Raw genomic sequence first — 21,855 nt, 5'->3', positions numbered from 1 at the left:
CATGCAACAACAGGCTCAAAATGATGTACTTGATGAAATGCCAGCAAGATTAAAGCAGGCATTTCAGCTCAAACAAATGTTGGCAGATCAAAATATTTATTTTGCACCGATTCGCCACCACAGTCCTGCTTGCGCCTATGCGTTAAAAAAATATATTGCTGAAATACAACCCACCCATATTTTAATTGAAGCACCAACAAGCTTTGAATTTTTAATCGAAAGCCTACAAGATATAGAAACGCAACCACCTATTGCGATTTTTGCGCAAGCCCAATCTCTACATAAACAATCCCTAAATTCCAAAGCATCTTCAAAACAAAAAAACAAGCAAGATGATGAAAATGAAGCCGAAGCGCTGCCCGAATTATTTTCAGCCTATTTTCCATTTTGTGAATATTCACCAGAGTGGGTTGCAATTCAACAGGCTAAAAACATTCAAGCAAACGTTAAATTTATTGACTTAGCATGGACAAAACAAAGCGCATTGAAAACTGAACAACCTGATTTGGACTGGCAACAAAAAAGCCTCATGTCTGAGCGTTATTTTGCACATAGTCAGTATATTCAAGAACTGGCTTTGAAAATGCACTGTCGAAATCATGATGAACTTTGGGATCATTTGTTCGAACTGCAACAAACTGAATCTTTAGCCAAACCTAATATCTTTTTTGATGATGTTTTTGCATGGTGTTCTTTAGCACGATTAGATTATGAAAAAGATGTGCTGTTGCAGGAAGCTTCATTGCACCGTGAAGATGTCATGTGGAATTGCATTCAGGACACCACTCACCCTGATCATAAAATTTTAGTGGTTACAGGCGGTTTTCACACCCTTGCATTAGTTGAAAACTTAGCTAATTCTCAAAAAGCTGAACGTTTTATTGTCAAAGATCAAAAACAAAACTGGCAAGAACAGGCATGGTTAATTCGTTATAGCTTTGATCGTTTAGATGCTTTAAATGGTTATGCATCAGGCATGCCCTCACCTGCTTATTATCAAAATATTTGGCAAAATTTAAATCAAAACGCTCCCCAAACATCTGAACAAATTCAGCTCAATTTTTTCCAATATTTAAACGATCTCTGTCATTTTTTAGCGCAAGAACAAGCCTTAGAAGTCACCCCCTATATTGCCTTAAAAAATACTGCTGAATTGGCTTGGCAATTGGCAATGCTCCGAGGACATTATCAACCGAGTCGTTATGACCTATTAGATGCCTTGCAAGCGGCTTTAATTAAGGGTGAAATTGAAGATGGTCAGCATCATTTGTTTAGCTGTATTTTCAAATTCTTAAGTGGTCAACAACTTGGAAAAGTCGCAAGTCATCAACATAGTCCTGCACTTTTACAGAATACCTATCAACAAATTAAAGATTTTCGTTTTAATCTAAATGATACGATTTTACGCAATCGCAAACTGGATATTTACCGTAAGCCATTACACCAAAATATTAGCCAATATCTGCATTTACTGGAGTTTGTCGATTGTCACTTTGCACAGCGACTCTCAGGGCCAGATTTTGTGCATGGTGCAAGTTTGGATTTGTTGTTTGAAGAATGGCGCTATGCATGGACACCAAGTGTAGAAGCACGTTTGATTGAGTTGGCTGAAATGGGCAATCAACTTGAACAGATTGCCCTGCTAAAAATCATTAAATTACAACAAGAAAATGAACAGAATGGTCTTGGTCAATCTGCATATGAAACGGCAAAATTGTTGGCTTTAGCCTGTCGTTTAGGTTTAAAACAGCATTTACAATTACTCAATCAACAACTGGATGGTTATCTTGAAACAGATCAAAATTTGGCTTCGGTGATTGGTGCAGCGCAACAACTTTATTATTTATGGCATGCTCGAAAGTTGTTAAATCTACCTGAACATACTGTTGCGCATAGTTTAAATTTTGCTGTGTATCAAGCCTGCTTTCTATTGGATCAACTGTACGATACACATGAAGAAAAAATTGAAGGCAATTTAAAAAATCTCAAAACCTTACACGAATTAATTTTAAATCTAAAACAGCATGCGATTCCGTTCAATCACCCAATATTCGATACACACAATTTAAATTTATTAGATTTGATGTATGCACAAATTGATGTGAATAAAATCAATGCGTTTCACCTGAATCAACTCAAAGGCGCAATTCATGTTTTACAATTTTTAGATCATCGAATTGAACAAAATCAATTGCAACAGCAGCTTAAACTCGCCTTTGCAATCGGCAGTGAATCTGAAGAATCTGTGCAATATTTACATGGAATGTTCTTTATCGCACCTGAAATCTTTGTGCAATCCAAAGTTGCAATTGATGCCTTATATCAACTGGTTACGCATTGGTCAGAAGAGACTTTTATCCAAATCCTACCAGATATGCGTTATATCTTCAGTCAACTTACACCAAAACAAAGCAGTAAAGTGTCTAAAATCATTGCTCAAATGACAGGATTGGGTGATGAAGCGATTTTAGATCAAGTGCTCAATCATATTGGTGAAAAAGATCTATTACAGGGCGTTCAGCTTAATCAACAATTACGTGCATTATTTGAATATGACCATTTAAATCAATGGCTACTGGAAAGCTCAAACGATAGCTATTCTAAAGCTAAGGTCAATCAACATATTCAAGATTCACAAGGAGCAGACAATGAGTGAATTGCTTCCTGATCAAAACAATTTTGAAAATAAAAATAGAGACAATGCTCCCTCAACAGCACTTGATCAAATGGATCAAGCTCGGCGTTGGCGCTTAATGTTAGGTCGTTATGCAGATCAAAACTTATCTGCTGCGACCTTATCTGGTGACCAATTAAAGCTTGAACGTAATCTGGATTATTTATATCAAAATGAATATAAGCGTCGTGGCATCGAACAAGGTAAAAATAGACATGGTGGCTTAGAAGCATCTCAACTCAATGCCATCAATTGGCTCAATCAAAGTCGAAAACTTTTTCCCAAATCAACATTTGAGCGCATGCAAAAACAAGCAATCGAACGTTATCAATTGACAGAATTACTCAAAAATCCAGAGCATGTGCGACAACTTGAACCCAATCCTGCAATCGCGAAAGCATTGCTGAGTATGCGAGGACGTTTAAGCAATGAGATGAAAGATGCAATTCGAGAGTTGATTCAAAAAGTCGTAGAAGAGTTACTGCAAAAAGTCCGTTCGCAATTTTTACAAGCATTACAAGGTCGTCGAAATCGTTTTAAACGTTCGCATATCAAACAAGCACAGAATTTTGACTGGAAAAAAACCATTCAAGCCAATCTCAAGAACTATCAGCCTGAATTACAAAAACTGATTATTCAAACCCCTTATTTTAATGCACGTGTCCAAAAACATTTGCCTTGGGAAATTGTGTTATGCGTTGACCAAAGTGGCTCGATGCTTGATTCAGTTATGTATGCCGCTGTTTGTGCCAGTATTTTAGCGGCACTGCCTGCGGTCAATATCAGCCTTGTGTTATTTGATACGCAAATTGTGGATTTGAGTCATTTAGCACATGATCCTGTCGAAGTTTTATTGACCATACAATTGGGCGGTGGAACCAATATCGGACAAGCCTTGCAATATTGTCAAAGCAAAATCAAACAACCGAATCGTAGTATTTTGGTTTTAATCAGTGATTTTGAAGAAGGTGCATCCGTTCAACACATGTTGAATACGATCAGTCAACTTAACCAACAAGGCTGCAAACTTTTAGGACTTGCTGCATTGGATCAAGCTGCAAACCCAGTCTATGACATGAATATGGCACAAAAACTTCAAGAACGTGGAATGCAAATCGCTGCCATGACACCAGAGCATTTAGCAACATGGTTTGCAGAGGTGATGCAATGAGTTGGCAAATTTATACGCAATATGATGAAGATAGTCTCACCATGCACAGCAATGCAGGCTTATTAAGACGAGCACGCAAGGCTTTGGCTGAAGTTGAATTGCTATCGCAAAATAGGACTGAGCTGTTATTAAAAGTTGAAGAATGTGAAGTTAAATTGCCCAATGAAGGCATTACCAAAGCCACATGTAACTGCTCTGTCCAAGGTAGCTGTAAGCATATTTTAAGCAGTATTTTATGGATTCAGGACAATACAGCTGTTTTTAGCGAATCAACTATACAAACTGACGATATCGAGCAAACCACTCAGCATGAGCTACAAGATCAAAATACAAATATTTCAGCATCACAAGCTATTGAAAATACAAAAAGTGCTTTAGATCTTATTTTAGAATTTGATCATGTCAAAATACAAAAAAAAGTCGGCAAAGCCAATGTTCGCCTTGCTTATGAATTTGTACAAAATTGGCAATCCAATCAAATGCTTTGTACATTTGATATTCAAGCTGAAAAAATTAGTTTCCTTACCGATTTAAGCCCAAACAAAGTGCTGCTCTACCCTACAGCAGGTTTTGAAGGCATACTTTCGGATATTCCAGATAAACAGAAAATTGCAGGACATTTAGCTTGTATTGCTTATTTATGGCTTAAAAATAGCTCTGAAACATGGCAATGGTCAATTGACACAGCACAACACGAACAAGGTTCAGAGCACCAACTTTCTGCCGATGATTTTGAGTTTATTGATGAATTAAAAGTCATTTGTCAAAACTTTATTCAACAAGGACTTTCGCACCTTGCTAAAGAATCTGTGATGGCACTGCACATCTATAATATGCAGGCTCGTGCACAAAGTTTGCCAAGACTTGGAAGTATATTACGTACTTTGCATGGCTCCATGAAGCAGTTTTTAGAAAATAATGTCCAAATCGAAGAACAACAAATTTTTAATCAAATTGCATATTTATATGCGTATTTAGTGGCATTGTCTGAAGTTCAGCGCCTCGCTCCAGAACTACAAACAAAAGCACTGACAAAATTACGTGGTTCAGTTCAGCGTGATTATCAACAAGAAACGGTTGAGCATCTGATTCCGCTTGGTTGTGAATGGTGGAATACAGAAAGTGGTGCGCATGGCTTAACCGTATGTTTTTGGGATAACAAGCAAAATCAACTCAAAGAAGTTACTCAAGCACGTGCCAACCATTTAGATCGTACTTTTGATATGCATAGTGCAGCTGCAACTGGAATTTGGGGAAGTTCTCTAAGCTATGTATTACAGCACCAACTTGAATTGATCGATGCGAAAGCCAGTTCAGAGACGTCATTCAGTGCCAGTAATGACACCCGTTTTATACAGAAAGGTTTAGTCAGTGATCTTACAAAAGCCGATCTTGATCAATTGAATATCGGTATTTCTAAATGGCACGACTTACAGGCGTTGATTACACCACACTCTAGTTTAGAGCCACCTAAGTCTCGTTATGTATTACTACGCCACAAAAGTATTTCAGCACCTGATTTAAATGAATTTGAACAAAGTTTTGAATATCGTGTGGTCGATGAGCAAGGTATTGCTGTTAAATTATGCATGCCCATTGAACCTGAATATCGTGCACGTATTAAACATTTAACCCAGTTGATTCAAAATGACAAAATTGTCGCAAGTTTTGTCCGTATCGATACCACAACACAAGCGATTCAATTGATCCCATGCAGCGTATTTCTAGACACAGCAAAAGGCTTAAAAATATTTAGTTTGGACTATGATTATCCAATACAAAAGAAAAGCACATTAGCTGAATTAATCACAGGCCGTTTTGAAAAACTTTTAGCCGAGAAGAAACAATGGAAAAACCATCAAAACTATTCTGCAATTGATCTTTTAGTCATCGAAATTCAAACACTTTTAGAGTTTTATGCCAATACGGGGCGTGCTGTGCTCGATCAAGAGGATTTACATAAAATCCAAAATATTGCACAGCAGTTTTCAGACTTAGGTCTTGATTTTATTGCACATAGTTTAAAGTTCAATCTTGCTAAAAATAACTTAGCAACACATTTACTCAAATGGCGACACGTTTTATTACAACTACAACGTTTAAATCAAAGGATAATTTTAGAAGGTCAAATTATGTCGTGATAGATTATTTTTAACATTTAAATTTGCTTAAGTTTCACTATAATTTTGATGAATAACCAAGTGAAATTGTAAATCTAATATTTAAGTCATGGCATTTTGTCACTTTAGGAAATCATTATGTTCAATCAATTATTTTCAAAAATTGAATCTTTATTTTCCAAATCAGAGAATAAAGAAGCAACTAAAACAATAGAAACAAAAACTCAAGAAAGCGTTGACCAATATAATGAGGACTTCCAAAAAAAAGTCGAAGCACTCTATAAAATATTCTTACCCTTGACTGAAATTGAACAAGACTTACACAAGGAAGTTTTGGCATTTATTGTTGAAGGTGACAACCCGAATGTGTTACTTAAATTAAATCAATTACCTGATGAAAAAGCACTCCTTCTTTTAGGAAAACCAGGCACCTATGCTTGGTACTGGGGCAATATTCAGCTTGGTAAAAAACAAAACATACTTGCGAACAACTCTGTGCAAGCTCGTCGCCAATTCTATGGGAAAATGTTTGAATATTTAGATGCTGCACAAATCATTCGCTTTGCAAAAATACTAGAAGCTGCAACACAACAAAGAAACTTTAAAAACTTATACGACAAAATTCCTGCATGGTTTATTTATCTTACTATCGATATTTACATCATCATGTTTGAAAATAGAAAGTTTTCTGAAGCAGATCCAGCCAAGGAAATTAAGAATAATTTATCACTTGAACAGTTTAGACAATTACTTGAATATGACCAAGAAGGTTTAGGTGAAGATTTACTCGCCTATTTATTTGAACGTAAACAAGTAGATAGTTATCACCGTGCTAACTTCCATCGCATTTTAGAAATCAAAGATTGTCAGGAATATATAACCGCTCGCCTTGACCAGTTAAGACAAGTCATTCCCACACTTTCAGTCACTGGACAAGAAACATTCTTGGAATATATTGCTGAAAAGAAAGATTTATTGATTCAAATCCCTGATTTAATCATCAAACTGGCTGTTGGAAAATCCAAAACAATTCGTACATTAGCCACCAGTTTACTTGCTCAATTAGATATCCATGATAATCAACAATATTTAGGTGAATTCTTACGTGAAGGATCAAGTCAAGAACGTGGTTTTTCAGCAGATTTATTGGCGCGTTTAGGTACAGAGAATTTAGAAATTTTAGAACAGGCTTTAGCTCAAGAAAAGCAAAAGTCTGTGCAACAAAATCTACAAATGGCAATTCAACGACTTCAATCCGTTGATTCAGCAGACCAAGTGCAACACTTTGATATTCCAGAAAGAACCCCACTAATTGTAGGTAAAATTCCACAAAGCTTCACACAAGATGTTTTAGACAATTATAAAGAGTTGCTTGAAAAGGCAGAACAAGCCTTTCTGGATGAGGTTGAATACAATAAAGCTGAACCGCAGTACAAACGACACTGGGCAAAAGATGGCTTAAAACAACTGAAAGAAGTCAAAGAAAGTACCCTTTTAGCGACTGTTGATGCGCTGAATGAAGATAAACCGATGAGCAAGTATTATCGGTATGAAAATATTATTACCTATAAGAATAAATATAAAAAATATCCTGAATTTTCAATTGTGCATGCAGCACGTTTACTCAGTTCTCAGAACAGAGATTGGATTTATTGGGCCAATTTATTTGACATGATCAACCCTGCTGAATATGGCAAATATGAATTACGAGATTTGGTTCAAGCCTTAGAAATTGCTAAATTTACAGAACCGAAACGTAAAGTTGCCAAAGGCGTTTTGATGGGTTCTTCTTATTATTCAAGCCTAACTGAATATATCAATGATCCTGAAAAGATTTGGCCTTTCTTTGCTGAAAATACTGATTTCCTGACGGAAGCACTTGGGCTTTCTCCTTCTTTGGAGAAAAATCAATATCAAGCATTTAATGCCTCAGATGCAATCTTTGTTTTAAAATGCTTCCCTTCTATTCCAAGTCAATTTATTCCACGCTTACTCGAGTTTGCTTTAGGTGAAAATAAACGTCTACGTTTTGATGCACAACAAGCGTTGCAAAACATTCCAAATATTCAGCAGCGGGCGATTGAAGCACTTGAGTCTGGCAAACAAGAAATTCGAATTACAGCAATCGAATGGCTTGCTCGTTTACAGCACCCAGAAGCCATTAAACCACTGAATGCATTATTGAAAAAAGAGAAAAAAGAAGTGGTTCGTGCAGCATTACTCACTGCACTGGAAAAATTAGGCGAAGATATTAGCGCTTATCTCAAACCTGCTGTTTTACTCAAAGAAACAGAGCAAGGTTTAAAAGGCAAACTTTCAGCAAGTTTTACATGGTTCGATTTTAAAACCTTACCCAAAGCAACATGGCAAGATGGCAGCGATGTCGATCCTGATATTATTCAATGGTGGGTCGTTTTAGCAGAAAAACTCAAAGAACCCAAAGCCAATGAATTGTTACAACGCTACATCGGGTTACTCGATGCAAAAAGTCAACAGCACATTGCTAATCATCTATTACAAAGCTTTATTCACCAAGATACGTTAAGCCCAAGTTTAGATGAAGCGAGTGCGTATGCCACTAAAGAAGCACCAGCTCGATTAAACAATTATCGAGACATGTATAAACGTTATGGTGAAAAATACCCTGAATATTACGGGAGATATGGCACGATTAGTTTAGAAGAAGTCATTGAAGAAATTAAACGTGAACAATTGGCGATTTACTTAGGCTCTGCAATTAAGAGCAAAGGTATGCTCGCTTTGACTGTAAATGCACAAGGGAGTTTTGCCGTCAAACAACTGCAAAACTACATGAAACAACACTACCCTCGCCGTTCACAAATTGAAGCCATGATTAGTGCATTATCCCTCAGCAATGATCCGTTGATTATTCAGCTTTTGCTGTCTTTATCACGCCGCTATAGAACAGCTTCCGTTCAAACTTTGGCAAATATTTTAGTTTCTGAAATTGCAGAACGAAACCAATGGAGCAGTGATGAACTGGCAGACCGTACTATTCCAACCGCAGGTTTGGATGAAAATGCTGTCCTGAATTTGCAATATGGTTCTCGTCAATTTACTGCAATTGTGGATGATAAAGACAAATTCATTCTCAGAAATGAAGATGGAAAAGAAATCAAAGCGCTGCCTGCTGCACGCCAAAACGATGACGAAAGCTTAATTAAAGAAGCCAAAGCTCTATTTAGCACCAGTAAAAAAGAATTTAAACAAGTTGTTGATATGCAAACAGGTCGCTTATACGAAGCGATGTGTAGTGAACGCCAATGGAATGTTGCTGAATGGCAAGAATATATTTTTGAACATCCCATTATGAAACGTTTAATTCAGCGTTTGGTTTGGTTAGAAGTCAAAACCAACGGCGAGAAAGTCAGCTTTAGACCGAGTGATGATGGCGCTTTACTCAATCTTGAAGATGATGAAATTGAACTGAGTGTTGATAGTAAAATTCAAATTTCACATGCCGTTTTAGTCGGTGAAGATGAAGCCAAAGCTTGGATTGCACATTTTAAAGACTATAAAGTGAAATTCTTGTTTGAGCAGATGACACATCATGTGCCTAAACTGGACAATGATAATGTGACTGAAATTAACGATCGTAAAGGCTGGTTAACCGATACCTTTACCTTACGTGGTGTCATTACCAAACTCGGTTACCAACGTGCCAGTATTGAAGATGGTGGATCATTTGATCGTTATACCAAACCTTTTAAACAATTGGGGATTGATGTAGAAATTACTTTTAGTGGTAGCTACGTTCCAGAGGAGAATATCCCTGCTGTATTGTATGAGTTAGCATTTTCTAAAAAAGGTAGCCGTTCTTGGAATAATCACGAACTCCCAATCAAAGAAATCCCACCTATTTTATTGGCTGAAAGTTATGCCGATTATTTAAAAGTGGCAGATGCAACCCATGGCTTCGATCCTGATTGGGAAAAGAAAACACCTTGGTAAAATCTTGTAAAGTGTCAGCTCGTTTTAGGCTCTCATAAGCAATAACCATCTATAATGAATAAGCGTTATGGATGGTTTTGCCTAATTTTAGCTAAAAAAATGGCTGAAATATGCGTTTTAAAATAAGCAATAAAACTAAGTATGACCATGCTTTACACTAAATTTGATACAAATTTCAGCTCAATGAAAGCTTAGTGACGAATCAGTATCTTTCGCCATTGCGATAGAAAACTAAAAACGTTTAAATGACTCCATTGTATCCCTATTTATAAATAAAGGACTTTGCATGAACCGTCGTGTTGTAATTACGGGTATGGGTATTAATTCGTGTATTGGTAATTCCCTAGCAGATGTAACACATTCTTTGCAAAATGGTATTTCTGGAACACGCCATAATCCTACTTATGAAGAATTGAATTTCAAAAGCCATGTCAGTGCAGCAGCTGAACAAGATTTTGATGGCATCGACCGTAAATTAAAACGCTTCATGGGCGTTTGTGCTATGTATGCCTACAATGCTGCACTTGCTGCTGTTGAAAATGCAGGCTTAACGCCTGAGCAAATCGGTGGCAATCCACGTTATGGTATTGCAGGCGGTTCAGGTGGTAACTCAACGGCTTCTGTTGCTGAAATGGTGAAACTCCTAGAAGAAAAAGGCGCACGTAAAATTGGCCCTTTCTTCGTCCCACGTAATATGTCAAATACAATTACGGCAAACGTTGGTGTCGCGTTTAAAATGCAAGGTATCGCACATTCGATTACCAGTGCTTGTGCAACATCTGCCGATGCGATTGGTTATGCATACAACCTGATTCAATTGGGTAAACAAGATTTAATGCTTGCAGGTGGCGGTGAAGAAGATCACTGGTCACAAAGCTTGTTGTTTGATGCAATGGGTGCATTGTGTTCAAAATATAATGACACACCTGAAACTGCATCACGCCCTTATTCAGCAGACCGTGATGGTTTTGTGATTGCGGGTGGCGGTGGTTTCGTGGTGCTTGAATCCCTTGAACATGCGCAAGCTCGTGGTGCAAATATTCTTGCTGAAGTTGTTGCTTATGCGGCTAACTCTGACGGCGCAGACATGGTTGCACCATCAGGTGAAGGTGCAACACGTTGTATCTTGATGGCTTTAGAAGAAGCGAAACAACATGGTGTAGAGACTGTAGATTATGTCAACACACATGGTACCTCGACTCCTGCTGGTGACATCACAGAACTTAAAGCGATGGAACGTGCCTTCGGTGAAGGTAAAGTCCCTGCGTTCAGCTCAACCAAATCAATGACAGGTCATAGCTTAGGTGCAGCGGGCGTTCAAGAAGCAATCTATTCTGTATTGATGATGCAAAATGACTTTATTGCACCAAACATCAACGTCACTGAGTTGGATGAAGGCGCAAAAGGTTTTGATATTGTACTTGAAAAACGTGACGCAAAATTGAATACTGTGATGAGTAACAGTTTCGGTTTTGGCGGTGTAAATGCTTGTCTTATTTTCAAAAAATGGGAAGGCTAAGCAAAGAAATATTGATCACTTAAGTATAAATTTGAGTGATCAACTTCTGACACACTGCCCTTAAAAGGGTAAATTGATGGATGCTCCTTCTGAAGCTTTCCTTTGGGTAAAGGCTTTACATATCATTGCAGTCGTGTGTTGGTTTGCTGCTTTATTTTATTTACCACGTTTATATGTTTACCATGCCATGAGTGATGATGCAGTTAGTCATCAACGCTTTGAAGTGATGGAACGTAAATTGTACCGTGGCATTATGTGGCCTGCGATGATCGCAACACTGATCACGGCACACTTCTTGGTCGATTGGGGTGATGCAACCTATCATTACCATGAAGCTTTATGGTTTTACCTAAAAGTGGGTTTAGTTGGGCTACTGGTGATTTATCACTTTGTTTGTGGTTATTATCGTAAAAAGCTGATTGGCAATGCCCATTATAAATCACATAAGTTTTGGCGTGTCTTTAATGAAATGCCAACCTTGATTTTATTAGCAGTGATTATTTTGGTTGTGGTTAAACCGACTTTTTAATCGATGTATTGAAAACCTCCTAAATGGAGGTTTTTTATTAGACACACAATACCTTGCTCTATTTAATGCTTTATTGTGATCAATTTTTGTCGAATCTTCTCATTCAACGGCATTGAATAATACTTCTCAATCGCCCAACTCAGAATAAAAACACCCATAAAATAAATGGGTAATAACATTAATTTTTCGATAGGCAAGGTTTCTTTAGGCAAATAGAACACCTTAAATAAACCCAAAATAATCAAATGAAATAAGTACATTTCATAACTACGCTGACCAATCCATAGCATAGCTTTCGAGAAAATAGATGCTGATTCAGATTGTGGATTCTGTGCAAAACAGAAAAGTAAAATCGCAGATAATATTGCAAAAAGACTGATCCCCCAAGTGCTCACTTCTTTAATTGGTGCGTACAGATACAATGTAATCATTAAGATAGAAACTACGGGAATAGTTAATTTAGGAATCTGTATATTTCCATGCATATTCTGAGCAATTAAAGCAGTTAAGCAACCTATTGCAATTCCATCAAAACTGGAAAAATAATGGTAAAGATAAGCACCGCTTTCCTCCCCAAAGTGTAGGGCACGAAAATACGGTGCATAAATGATGACAGCGAGCAGAAATACAATAAAACCTTTGCTTCGACCAAATGCTAAACACAGAATCGGAAAGGCCAAATAGAAGACCTCTTCAACAGACAATGACCATAAAACACCAAGTGCATAATTGACCCAACCATTTTCAATGATCAATATATTCATCCAAAATGTAAAAGCAGAGAAAACCGTTAGTCCATAGGAGACTTCAATACCATTCGGTGCTTGATTCATAAATGGCTTAAGCCCCATTGCACCCAATATTGAGACCATAGCGATCAGCAATATCAAACACGGCATAATCCGAGCAATACGGCGAATATAAAAATCTTTGAGATTGATTTGAATTAGAGATTGACTGCGTTTTAATGTATGTTGCGTGATTAAAAAACCTGAAATAACAAAGAACATGGTCACACCATAATTACCATTGCGAGCAACTAAAGTACTCAGGCTTTCACCAAAGATTGGTATACCCAAAACGGTGTCATGTAATTTATAAGGAATATTAAAATGGTGGATCAAAACCAAAAGAATGGAAATCCCACGGAGTACATCAATTTTATAATTTCTCATAACACACTTATAGATTTTGAATGCTGTTATTAGAATAGATTTTTATATTTATTTCACTATGAATTCAGTATTTTAATTTGATCGTATTATTAAAGCATATTCAGGAGATGCCCTAAAGTTCATCTCCTGATTATTGGAATTATTACAGCTTTTGATTACGCTTTTTCATACGAGGTTTATATAAAACTTGATATGTAACCGCTAAAATAACCAACCATAAAGGACTAATCATTAATGCTTTTAAGGTATCAGGCTCTAAACTCAAAATCACCAGTGTAAACGCTAAAAATACCAATACAACATAAGACATCCAAACACCACCAGGCATTTTAAATGTTGATTTATCATGTAATTGAGGTGTCAATTTTCTGTAGCGAATATAACAAACCATGATAATGCTCCAGATGCTAATGAATAAAATCACGCATAAAGAACTTGCCAAGGTAAATGCTTCAACCGTATTTGGAACAAAGTACTGTAATGCTGCACCTGCCATAATAAAGCCGCATGAAAATAACAAACCTTTCGCAGGAACCGCACGTTTAGAAAGTTCAGCTAATTTCTCAGGCGCTTGCCCTTCTTTTGCCAAACCAAATAACATACGACTCGTTGAGAACACACCACTATTCATTGACGACATTACCGAAGATAACACCACCAAATTCATAATAAGAGCAGCGCCACCAATTCCTGCATGTAAGAATAGAGAAACGAATGGGCTTTGATCTGCTGGAATTTCTGTCCACGGTGTAACTGACATCACAATAAACAATGCCAATACATAGAACAAAATGATACGTGTTGGAATCGCATTCACCGCTTTCGGTAAATTCTTTTCAGGATCTTTGGTTTCAGCAGCCATCGTACCAATCAGCTCTACCCCAACAAAGGCGAATAAAGCAATTTGGAAGCCCGCTAAGAACCCACTGACACCTTTAGGGAACATTCCGCCATGCGACCAAACATTGCTAAAGCTTGCAACTGAACCACTTGGTGCTTGGAAATGGGTAAAGACCATATAGCCACCAATTAAAATCAGTCCAATAATGGCAAGAATTTTAATTAAAGCAAACCAGAACTCAATTTCACCAAATAGCTTAACCGTTAATAAGTTAATGCCTAAGACCAGTAACACACAGGCGGCACTGATCAGCGCTTGTCCCATGGGTGTAAAGGCCATCCCATCGGGAAGCCAAAAATTGAGATAGTTAATAATGGCAGCTAAGTCAGCGATACCGACCAGAATCCACCCGAGCCAATATGACCAACCAATATAGTAACCAGCAGCAGGACCGATCAGGTCATGTGCCATATCGATAAAAGATTTGTAGTGGAGATTTGAAAGTAAAATTTCACCCAATGCACGCATCAGGAAAAAGAACATCGCACCGATAATCATGTAAATGATTAAAATTGAAGGACCTGCGAGGGAGATTGTTTTCCCAGATCCCATGAATAAACCCGTACCAATCGCACCACCAATTGCAATTAACTGCAAATGACGATTCGATAATTTTCGTTGTAGCTCATGTGGCGACGATTGTGCGTCATCTGAATGGCTTGAAGTTGTCATAAAAATATCCTTTTTGACATTTTCTTGGAGGTCAAACTCGCTTTTGGCGTCAGAACATCCTCGTTCTATCGTTTTTCCTATTACAAAACTGAACCACATTGCTTAAACATGGTTCAGTCTTAATTCACAACAGGTGTTGTTATTTCTGTGCAGCAGTCACTGCGATTTCAATCAACCAATCTGGATTCACCAAATCAGCTTGGATCGTCGCACGTGAAGGTGCTACGCAACCTTTTAACCAATCAACCCAAACAGCATTAAAGGTTTGGAAGTCTGAAAGGTTTTTAATATAAACATGTGCAGACAATAAGCGTGATTTATCGGTCTCAGCCAATGCCAATAATTGATCAATCGTCGCTAAAATGTTCTGTGTTTGTCCTGTGATATCAGCATCGGTATTTTTAGGTACTTGACCAGATAAATACACGACTTTATTGAATATTGTCACAGCACTCATCACTTCTGTGCTGTTGATTTTTTGTATATCTGTATGTTGTAAATCATTTGACATGAAGATTTCCTTGTCGTTGATAATGGTTTTGATTAATTCGTTTGGGTAATAAATTGAACACGTGCGGTGACACCACACATCAACTCATAACCGACTGTCCCTGAGCTTGCCGCTACTTCATCAATTGGAAGCACAGCACCCTTGGACGATGTACCCCAAAGCACCACTTCACTTCCAACGTCTGCTTCAGGAATATGGGTTAAATCTACTGCCAACATATCCATGCTGACACGTCCAATCGTGCGAGTACGAACATCATTGACCAAAACTGGCGCATCCATAGAAATGCGTTGATAACCATCTGCATAACCACATGCCACGATGCCAATTTTCATTGCATGTGTTGCCATAAACTTAGAGCCATAACCTACAGTTTCATTGGCTTCTAAGTTTTGAACAGCAATAATTTCACTGCGTAAACTCATGCTTGGTTTGAGATTCCAGTCATAAATTGAATGCGTTGGATAATCAGGAGAACTGCCATATAGCATGATGCCACTGCGGATATAATCGGAATGTAACACTTTGGAATATCTTAAAATCGCAGCACTGTTACACAGTGAACGTTCACCAGCTAAATCTTTGATGGTTTCTTCAAAAAGTGTACATTGATATTCAATTCCAGACTGACCAAAGCGGTCTCCATCTGCATCAGAGAAATGCATCATATGCGTAACGGATTTCACAGACTTACACTGTTTTAATGTATGCCATACCGTTGGATAAACCTGTGGTTTAAAACCTAAACGATTCATGCCAGTATTCATTTTCAAAAACACATCAAATTGTGCAGGACCTTGATAATGTTCAAGCCAATGTAGTTGATTTTCATTATGAATACTAAAACTGAGCTGATAGCGTTCACAATCCAGCAAATCTTCAGCTGAAAAGATACCTTCTAACAATAAGATAGGGCCAGTCCAACCTAAGTCACGGATACGTTTTGCTTCTGCAATATCTAATAACGCAAATCCATCGGCAGACTTAAATGCATCATAAACCCGCTCGAGACCATGCCCATAAGCATTGGCTTTTACCACAGCAAAAACTTTGCTATCAGGCATGAATTGTCGAGCAACATTTAAATTATGCTGCAATGCATCCTGATGAATAATTGCAGTAATGGGTCTAGGCATTGCATTCGTCCTTGAATCTTAAACGTCTATCTTGTTGGATAACTTTGAATGAATTAATCGATACTTCACGGCTTATTGCGTTTATGCAGCGTGCGGATAGCGCTGAATAGATAAGCCTTCTGTACTAATATCCGTTTTATGGTTCAATACTAAGTCACTAATCAATTTTCCTGAACCACATGCCATTGTCCAACCTAATGTGCCATGTCCAGTATTGAGGAATAAATTCTTAAAGCGTGTTGCACCAATAATTGGCGTGCTGTCTGGCGTCATTGGTCGTAAACCTGTCCAGAAAGACGCTTGCGCCAAATCACCACCCGGGAATAAGTCTTGAGTGACCATTTCCAAAGTACCACGACGATCTGTATTTAAACCGTGGTTAAATCCACTGAGTTCAGCCATACCACCTACACGAATACGTTGATCAAAACGTGTAATCGCAATTTTATAAGTTTCATCGAGCACAGTCGATTGTGGCGCATAAGCTGCGTCAACAATTGGAATGGTGAGTGAATAACCTTTCACAGGATAAACAGGTAAATTCAATTCAAGTGGTTTTAAGAAATCACGTGAATAACTACCAAAAGCCAGTACATAACGATCAGCTGTTAAAACTTCGCCATTGACCAACACGCCTTTGATTTCATCGCCTTCGGTAATCAGCTTTTCAACATTCTGATTGAATTTGAAATCTACACCTAAATCTTTTGCTAAATTTGCCAAAGCGTTGGTAAATAAATAGCAGTCACCTGTTTCATCATTTGGAAGATGTAAACCACCAACCAATTTATCTTTGGCATGTTCTAAAGCAGGTTCAACTTTGGCTAAATCATCTTTCAACAAAAGTTCATGTGGTACGCCACATTCTTTCAGTACAGCAATATCACGTTGTACCATTTCAAGTTGAGCTTCGTTACGGAAAACTTGTAATGTTCCTTTTGAACGGTTTTCGTAACTAATACCAGTATCTTTTCTTAGTTCACGTAAACAATCACGGCTGTATTCAGCAACACGTGTCATACGTTCTTTATTAATTGCATAACTTTCAGAGTTACAGTTTTTCAGCATTTGTGCCATCCACTGTAACTGCCACATGCTACCATCGATATTGATTGCAAGTGGTGCATGATGTTGGAACATCCACTTCACAGCTTTGAATGGAATACCCGGAGCAGCCCACGGCGTCGAATATCCAGGAGAAATCTGACCTGCATTACCAAAACTGGTTTCTTCTGCCGGTCCTGCTTGACGATCTAAAACTGTAACTTGTGCTCCCTGCTGCGCGAGGTAATATGCACTTGCTACACCAATTACACCACTACCCAATACGATTACACGCATTTCTCATCCTTTACGCATTTACTAGTTTATTTCACTAGTATATTTTTGGTTCAATAGTTTATTTCACTGTTTTTAAGGTTATAATTTAGGTGTTTTAATTTTTTGTCGTGAAAAAAGATTAAAAAGAGGAAATTATTGATGCATAAATTAGACCGTATAGATCGGATGATTTTAGATATTCTACAAAATGAAGGTCGAATTGCCATCAGTGAGCTTGCCTCACGGGTCAGCTTATCGACGACACCTTGTTCTGAGCGTGTGAAACGACTAGAACGTGATGGTGTGATTATGGGCTATCACGCTCGGCTAAACCCTAAACATCTGGATCGAAATTTATTGGTCTTTTTAGAAATCAGTCTTTCTGCAAAATCAGGTGATGTCTTTGAACAAGTTGCTAAGGATTTAATGGAAATTTCTGAAGTACAAGAGTGCCATTTGATTTCAGGAGATTTCGATTATTTAGTGAAAGCACGCTTAAAAGAAATGAGTGCTTACCGCCGACTGTTAGGTGATTTGCTGAAAAAGTTACCCTCCTCTGCTTCATCACATAGCTATATTGTGATGGAAGAAATTAAAGAATCTTTGTATTTGGATGTTCGTTAAGACGTGATATTGACATCGCTCTAGCCTCATATTTGAATAGCAGAAAATTAACAAACTAAACGTTGGAAGTTCAAAATAAATGTTCAATAAACTGATGTCTGGTCTTGGTATGCAAGGTATTCAAGTCAATACCTGTATTTACACAGCAACACCACAAGCAGGTCAAGTGATCAACGGAGACGTGATTTTTAAAGGTGCTTCATCCAATAAGAATATCAATGGTATCTTTTTAAAATTGATGACGACTGCTGAAGTTGAGACTGATGATTCTGAATACAATACGGCTTTAACCATTGCCCAATGGCATATTAGCGGAGCTTTCGAATTACAAGCAAATCAATCGCACAGTTTGCCATTTTCAATCCAATTGCCTTTTGAAACACCCATTACCCAAGTGCCTTGTCATGTAAATAAAACTCGTGTTTGGTTACATACTCATTTAGATGTCGACTGGGGAATTGATGCAACAGACAAAGACCATCTACAGATTTTACCGACACCGACCATGCAAGCTTTTATTCAAGCAATGCAACAATGTGGCTTTCATTTGGCAACTGTAGATGTAGAAAAAGGACAGCTGCATGGGCATGGTTTTCACTCAACCATTGGTTGTTACCAAGAGTTAGAGTTTAAGCCGACAGCGTTTTTTAATGGAATCAACGAAATTGAAGTTTCATTTGTTGCTGAACAACATCAAACACATGTGCTACTCGAAGTTGATCGCAAGTTTAGAGGTAATGGTTTTAAAAGTTTAACCATTCCCCATCAACATGCCAACCCAGCACTTTTAGTCAATGAAATTAGAAGAATGCTTGGAATCTAAAATTAAACGCCACTTTTGCACTTAAAGTGGCGTTTAATTCAGTGATGTGAATAGAACTTTTAAATCACATTCAATAGGTCTGAAAATTTTTGAATTCTTGCTTTCGGTTGCGCTTGATCTAATTCTTGTTTTGAACCATAACCATATTCAACTGCAATGGTTTCAATTCCATTATTTCGTGCACCAAAAATATCATGCTCACGGTCTCCGACCATTAAACATTCCTCAGGATTTAATTGCTCTTTTTTAAGAATATAAGCAATCAAATCTCCTTTATTGGTACGCTCACCATTCAATTCACTACCATACGGATATTCAAAATATTGTAATAAATCAAAATGATCAAGGATTTGACGTGCATAGACTTCAGGCTTAGCCGTGGCTAAAAATAAACGATATCCTTTATCTTTTAGCGCTACCAAAGTTTCAGCAACATCTTCAAAAACATGATTTTCAAATAAGCCTGTAACTGCAAAACGCTCACGATAGCCAAGTAAAGCTTGGTCTGCTAGCACATCATTCGCATCTACATTGAGGATTTTAGCCAGTGAAGCTTTTAGCGGTGGGCCAATAATCCAATCAATATTTTCAGACTCTGGAATAGCATGCCCTACTTTGGCCAAACCATAACGTGCAGAAGTGGTAATACCAACTTTAGGGTCAGTCAATGTTCCATCCAAATCAATCAAAATATTTTTAATCACAACTTCACCTTGCGCTCAAGTAGACCGATATCTATAAAAATACTATCGAGAGTTTTTCTAAAGTTGCCTATACTAACGCAAATTTGTGAATTAAGGACATCATCGTGCGCCCTACAGTACTTTGTTTTTCAGGTCTTGACCCTTCTGGTGGAGCAGGGTTACAGGCGGATATTGAAGCGATTGGTCAAAGTGGTGCGCATGCTGCAATTGCTTGTACAGCCTTAACCATTCAAAACTCACAACAAGTTTTTGGTTTTGAAGCAACCTCAAAACAATTACTTCTTGCTCAAGCCAATGCTGTTGTCGGTGATTTGCCCATTAAAGTGGTTAAATCGGGCATGTTAGGTACCACGGATAATATTGCTGCTTTGGCTGAATTTTTACGTGAACATCCTGAGTATTTATATGTGCTTGACCCTGTTTTAGTGGCCAATAGTGGGGGGTCTTTGGGAGATCAACAAACCTTGGTTCAGGCTTTTGTTGAATTGATTCCTTTGGCAACCATACTCACACCAAACACGGTTGAACTACGTGCTTTAACGGGTGAAATGGATATTGAAAAAGCCACTACAAAGCTATTTGAAATGGGTGCGCAAGCCGTTCTCATCAAAGGTGGACATGAAGCTACGCCTGACTATATTCGCAACGCACTATATGTGAATGGTGAAATGGTGACTGAATCGAAATGCCCTCGCCTAGCTGGTGAATATCATGGTTCAGGCTGTTCTTTGGCCAGTTTTATTGCAGGTCGTCTAGCACTTGGAGATAATCTAAAAACCGCTGTTCAACATGCTGAAACATGGCTATTTGGCGTATTAAAAAATGCTGAAACACCGATTGAAGGCGGACAAAAGATTCCAAAGCGTTTTTGATTATTTGCAATAGTGTTTCAAGTTTCACCCCTTGTTGAAGCTTGAAACTCGATAACTAGAATTAACCTGAGCTCGGGATAAGATATATGCCCAACTATATGATACGCGGAAACGTCAGTCGCATTGTTCGAGGCATGAGGAATATATTCCGCAAGATCTGTAATATACTGTTTTTGCAATATATTTGGTACTTGATAGTATCTGTCGAGTTGGCGACTGACAAATGGTTTTGCCTACTTTTCCCGAAAGAAAAGTAGGTCGAACCGAAGGTTAATCCTTATATCTGACTTTAAACGGTAAGACTCCGCTACACCGGATCAATCTTTTCAATAACTTACATCAGAGTTTATCCCGAACTGACGTTAGAATTACCTAAAAATAGATAAGAAACAATAGATTACTATCACTTTAAAATCATTTTTTAATTTACTTAATCGTTTTCCTTTCAATTTTAGAGTAATTACTCTAAAATATTTTTAGTGATGAATTTTTCATCATTCTTTACACATCCTTTTGTTGTCTTTTTGAAAGCGATTGAAAGAAGAAATCTAAAAGGTTTATAAAAAGTTGAATAATTTTTATTGGATTAGAATATGAAATATGAACAATATCAAGAAGATTTAAATAAAATTTTAGAATCGGAGATTTTTGGTGAAGCGCTATTTAAGACCGCTGCAAAGCACACTAAATCCGAAGCTAAACAACAAAAATGGCTAACACTGACTGCTTTAGAGTCACAAACTTTGCATCGTTTAGAAGTATTCTTACAAGCAAATCAGTTGCAAGCTTCTTCACGTTTTCATATCAAAGCACAAGGCGTTGCACTGGGTTATCTATTATCAAAATTACCTTGGTCTGTGGCGATGTATTTAGTCAAAGATGGCACTCAGCCTTTTATGCAAGTCTTTGAACGATTGTGTGCTCATGCTGATCAGGACTCAAAACTTTTCTTTGAATATGTACTGAACCATGAAAAAAGTATCCATGAATTTGCCAATAGAGAATTAAAGAACCGAGAATCTACTTCTTTAGAAATGGTTTTAGAACTTTTAGATCAGCCCAAATCGTTAAGCTGACTGATACTTGTCGTTTAAACATATTCAATATAAATGGTGAAAAGTTTTAAATCACA

At 37.7% G+C, this 21,855-nt stretch carries 16 protein-coding genes; 10 read left to right on the top strand and 6 right to left on the bottom strand.

Annotated features, from left to right (window positions below; genetic code table 11):
* The first annotated feature begins 1 nt into the window (after position 1).
* From CDA10_RS13805 to hemJ, 6 genes are all read left to right on the top strand, one after another.
* The gene (locus CDA10_RS13805; protein WP_089606161.1) at positions 2-2,656 is read left to right on the top strand and encodes a DUF5682 family protein; all 2,655 of its coding nucleotides are present in this window, start codon (positions 2-4) and stop codon (positions 2,654-2,656) included.
* On the top strand, positions 2,649-3,845 hold the full coding sequence (locus tag CDA10_RS13800; RefSeq protein WP_089606160.1) for a VWA domain-containing protein: 1,197 nt from the start codon (positions 2,649-2,651) through the stop codon (positions 3,843-3,845). The genes CDA10_RS13805 and CDA10_RS13800 overlap by 8 nt, the downstream gene beginning before the upstream one ends.
* On the top strand, positions 3,842-5,986 hold the full coding sequence (locus CDA10_RS13795) for a hypothetical protein (protein WP_089606159.1): 2,145 nt from the start codon (positions 3,842-3,844) through the stop codon (positions 5,984-5,986). The genes CDA10_RS13800 and CDA10_RS13795 overlap by 4 nt, the downstream gene beginning before the upstream one ends.
* 117 nt (positions 5,987-6,103) lie before the next feature.
* Entirely contained in the window at positions 6,104-9,937 is a 3,834-nt protein-coding gene (locus tag CDA10_RS13790) for a DUF4132 domain-containing protein (RefSeq protein ID WP_089606158.1), read from the top strand.
* A 286-nt stretch (positions 9,938-10,223) separates the two neighbouring features.
* Positions 10,224-11,456: a beta-ketoacyl synthase N-terminal-like domain-containing protein gene (locus tag CDA10_RS13785; protein WP_010115198.1), complete on the top strand. Its 1,233-nt coding sequence runs from the start codon at positions 10,224-10,226 to the stop codon at positions 11,454-11,456.
* Positions 11,457-11,532: 76 nt separating this feature from the next.
* The gene (gene hemJ, locus CDA10_RS13780) at positions 11,533-11,985 is read left to right on the top strand and encodes a protoporphyrinogen oxidase HemJ (protein ID WP_089606157.1); all 453 of its coding nucleotides are present in this window, start codon (positions 11,533-11,535) and stop codon (positions 11,983-11,985) included.
* A gap of 62 nt (positions 11,986-12,047) precedes the next feature.
* On the opposite strand, the gene CDA10_RS13775 is transcribed toward hemJ, so the two are convergent.
* The 5 genes from CDA10_RS13775 to CDA10_RS13755 form a co-directional block, all read right to left on the bottom strand.
* Entirely contained in the window at positions 12,048-13,160 is a 1,113-nt protein-coding gene (locus CDA10_RS13775; RefSeq protein WP_089606156.1) for an acyltransferase family protein, read from the bottom strand.
* Positions 13,161-13,302: 142 nt separating this feature from the next.
* A complete protein-coding gene (locus CDA10_RS13770) occupies positions 13,303-14,733 on the bottom strand; it encodes an amino acid permease (protein WP_089606155.1) in 1,431 nt (476 codons plus the stop codon).
* Between the two features lie 139 nt (positions 14,734-14,872).
* Positions 14,873-15,244: a RidA family protein gene (locus CDA10_RS13765; protein ID WP_213062851.1), complete on the bottom strand. Its 372-nt coding sequence runs from the start codon at positions 15,242-15,244 to the stop codon at positions 14,873-14,875.
* 32 nt (positions 15,245-15,276) lie between these two features.
* Complete coding sequence (alr, locus tag CDA10_RS13760) at positions 15,277-16,380, bottom strand: alanine racemase (RefSeq protein WP_089606154.1); 1,104 nt, start codon at positions 16,378-16,380, stop codon at positions 15,277-15,279.
* An 81-nt stretch (positions 16,381-16,461) separates the two neighbouring features.
* Positions 16,462-17,721, bottom strand: a complete 1,260-nt coding sequence (locus tag CDA10_RS13755) for a D-amino acid dehydrogenase (protein WP_089606153.1) — start codon at positions 17,719-17,721, stop codon at positions 16,462-16,464.
* Between the two features lie 138 nt (positions 17,722-17,859).
* Between CDA10_RS13755 and CDA10_RS13750 the strand changes: the two genes are divergently transcribed.
* Positions 17,860-18,324, top strand: coding sequence for an Lrp/AsnC ligand binding domain-containing protein (locus CDA10_RS13750; RefSeq protein ID WP_089606152.1), 465 nt, complete (start codon positions 17,860-17,862; stop codon positions 18,322-18,324).
* 79 nt (positions 18,325-18,403) lie between these two features.
* Positions 18,404-19,147: a sporulation protein gene (locus CDA10_RS13745; RefSeq protein WP_089606151.1), complete on the top strand. Its 744-nt coding sequence runs from the start codon at positions 18,404-18,406 to the stop codon at positions 19,145-19,147.
* Between the two features lie 59 nt (positions 19,148-19,206).
* On the opposite strand, the gene CDA10_RS13740 is transcribed toward CDA10_RS13745, so the two are convergent.
* On the bottom strand, positions 19,207-19,851 hold the full coding sequence (locus tag CDA10_RS13740) for an HAD-IA family hydrolase (RefSeq protein WP_089606150.1): 645 nt from the start codon (positions 19,849-19,851) through the stop codon (positions 19,207-19,209).
* A gap of 104 nt (positions 19,852-19,955) precedes the next feature.
* Between CDA10_RS13740 and CDA10_RS13735 the strand changes: the two genes are divergently transcribed.
* Both CDA10_RS13735 and CDA10_RS13730 read left to right on the top strand, forming a co-directional pair.
* The gene (locus CDA10_RS13735; RefSeq protein ID WP_089606149.1) at positions 19,956-20,723 is read left to right on the top strand and encodes a hydroxymethylpyrimidine/phosphomethylpyrimidine kinase; all 768 of its coding nucleotides are present in this window, start codon (positions 19,956-19,958) and stop codon (positions 20,721-20,723) included.
* Positions 20,724-21,316: 593 nt separating this feature from the next.
* The gene (locus CDA10_RS13730) at positions 21,317-21,799 is read left to right on the top strand and encodes a hypothetical protein (protein ID WP_089606148.1); all 483 of its coding nucleotides are present in this window, start codon (positions 21,317-21,319) and stop codon (positions 21,797-21,799) included.
* The last annotated feature ends 56 nt before the right edge of the window (positions 21,800-21,855 follow it).

This window comes from Acinetobacter piscicola, from assembly GCF_002233755.1.
GTDB lineage: Bacteria > Pseudomonadota > Gammaproteobacteria > Pseudomonadales > Moraxellaceae > Acinetobacter > Acinetobacter piscicola.
This window is presented reverse-complemented; position numbering and strand designations above follow the sequence as displayed.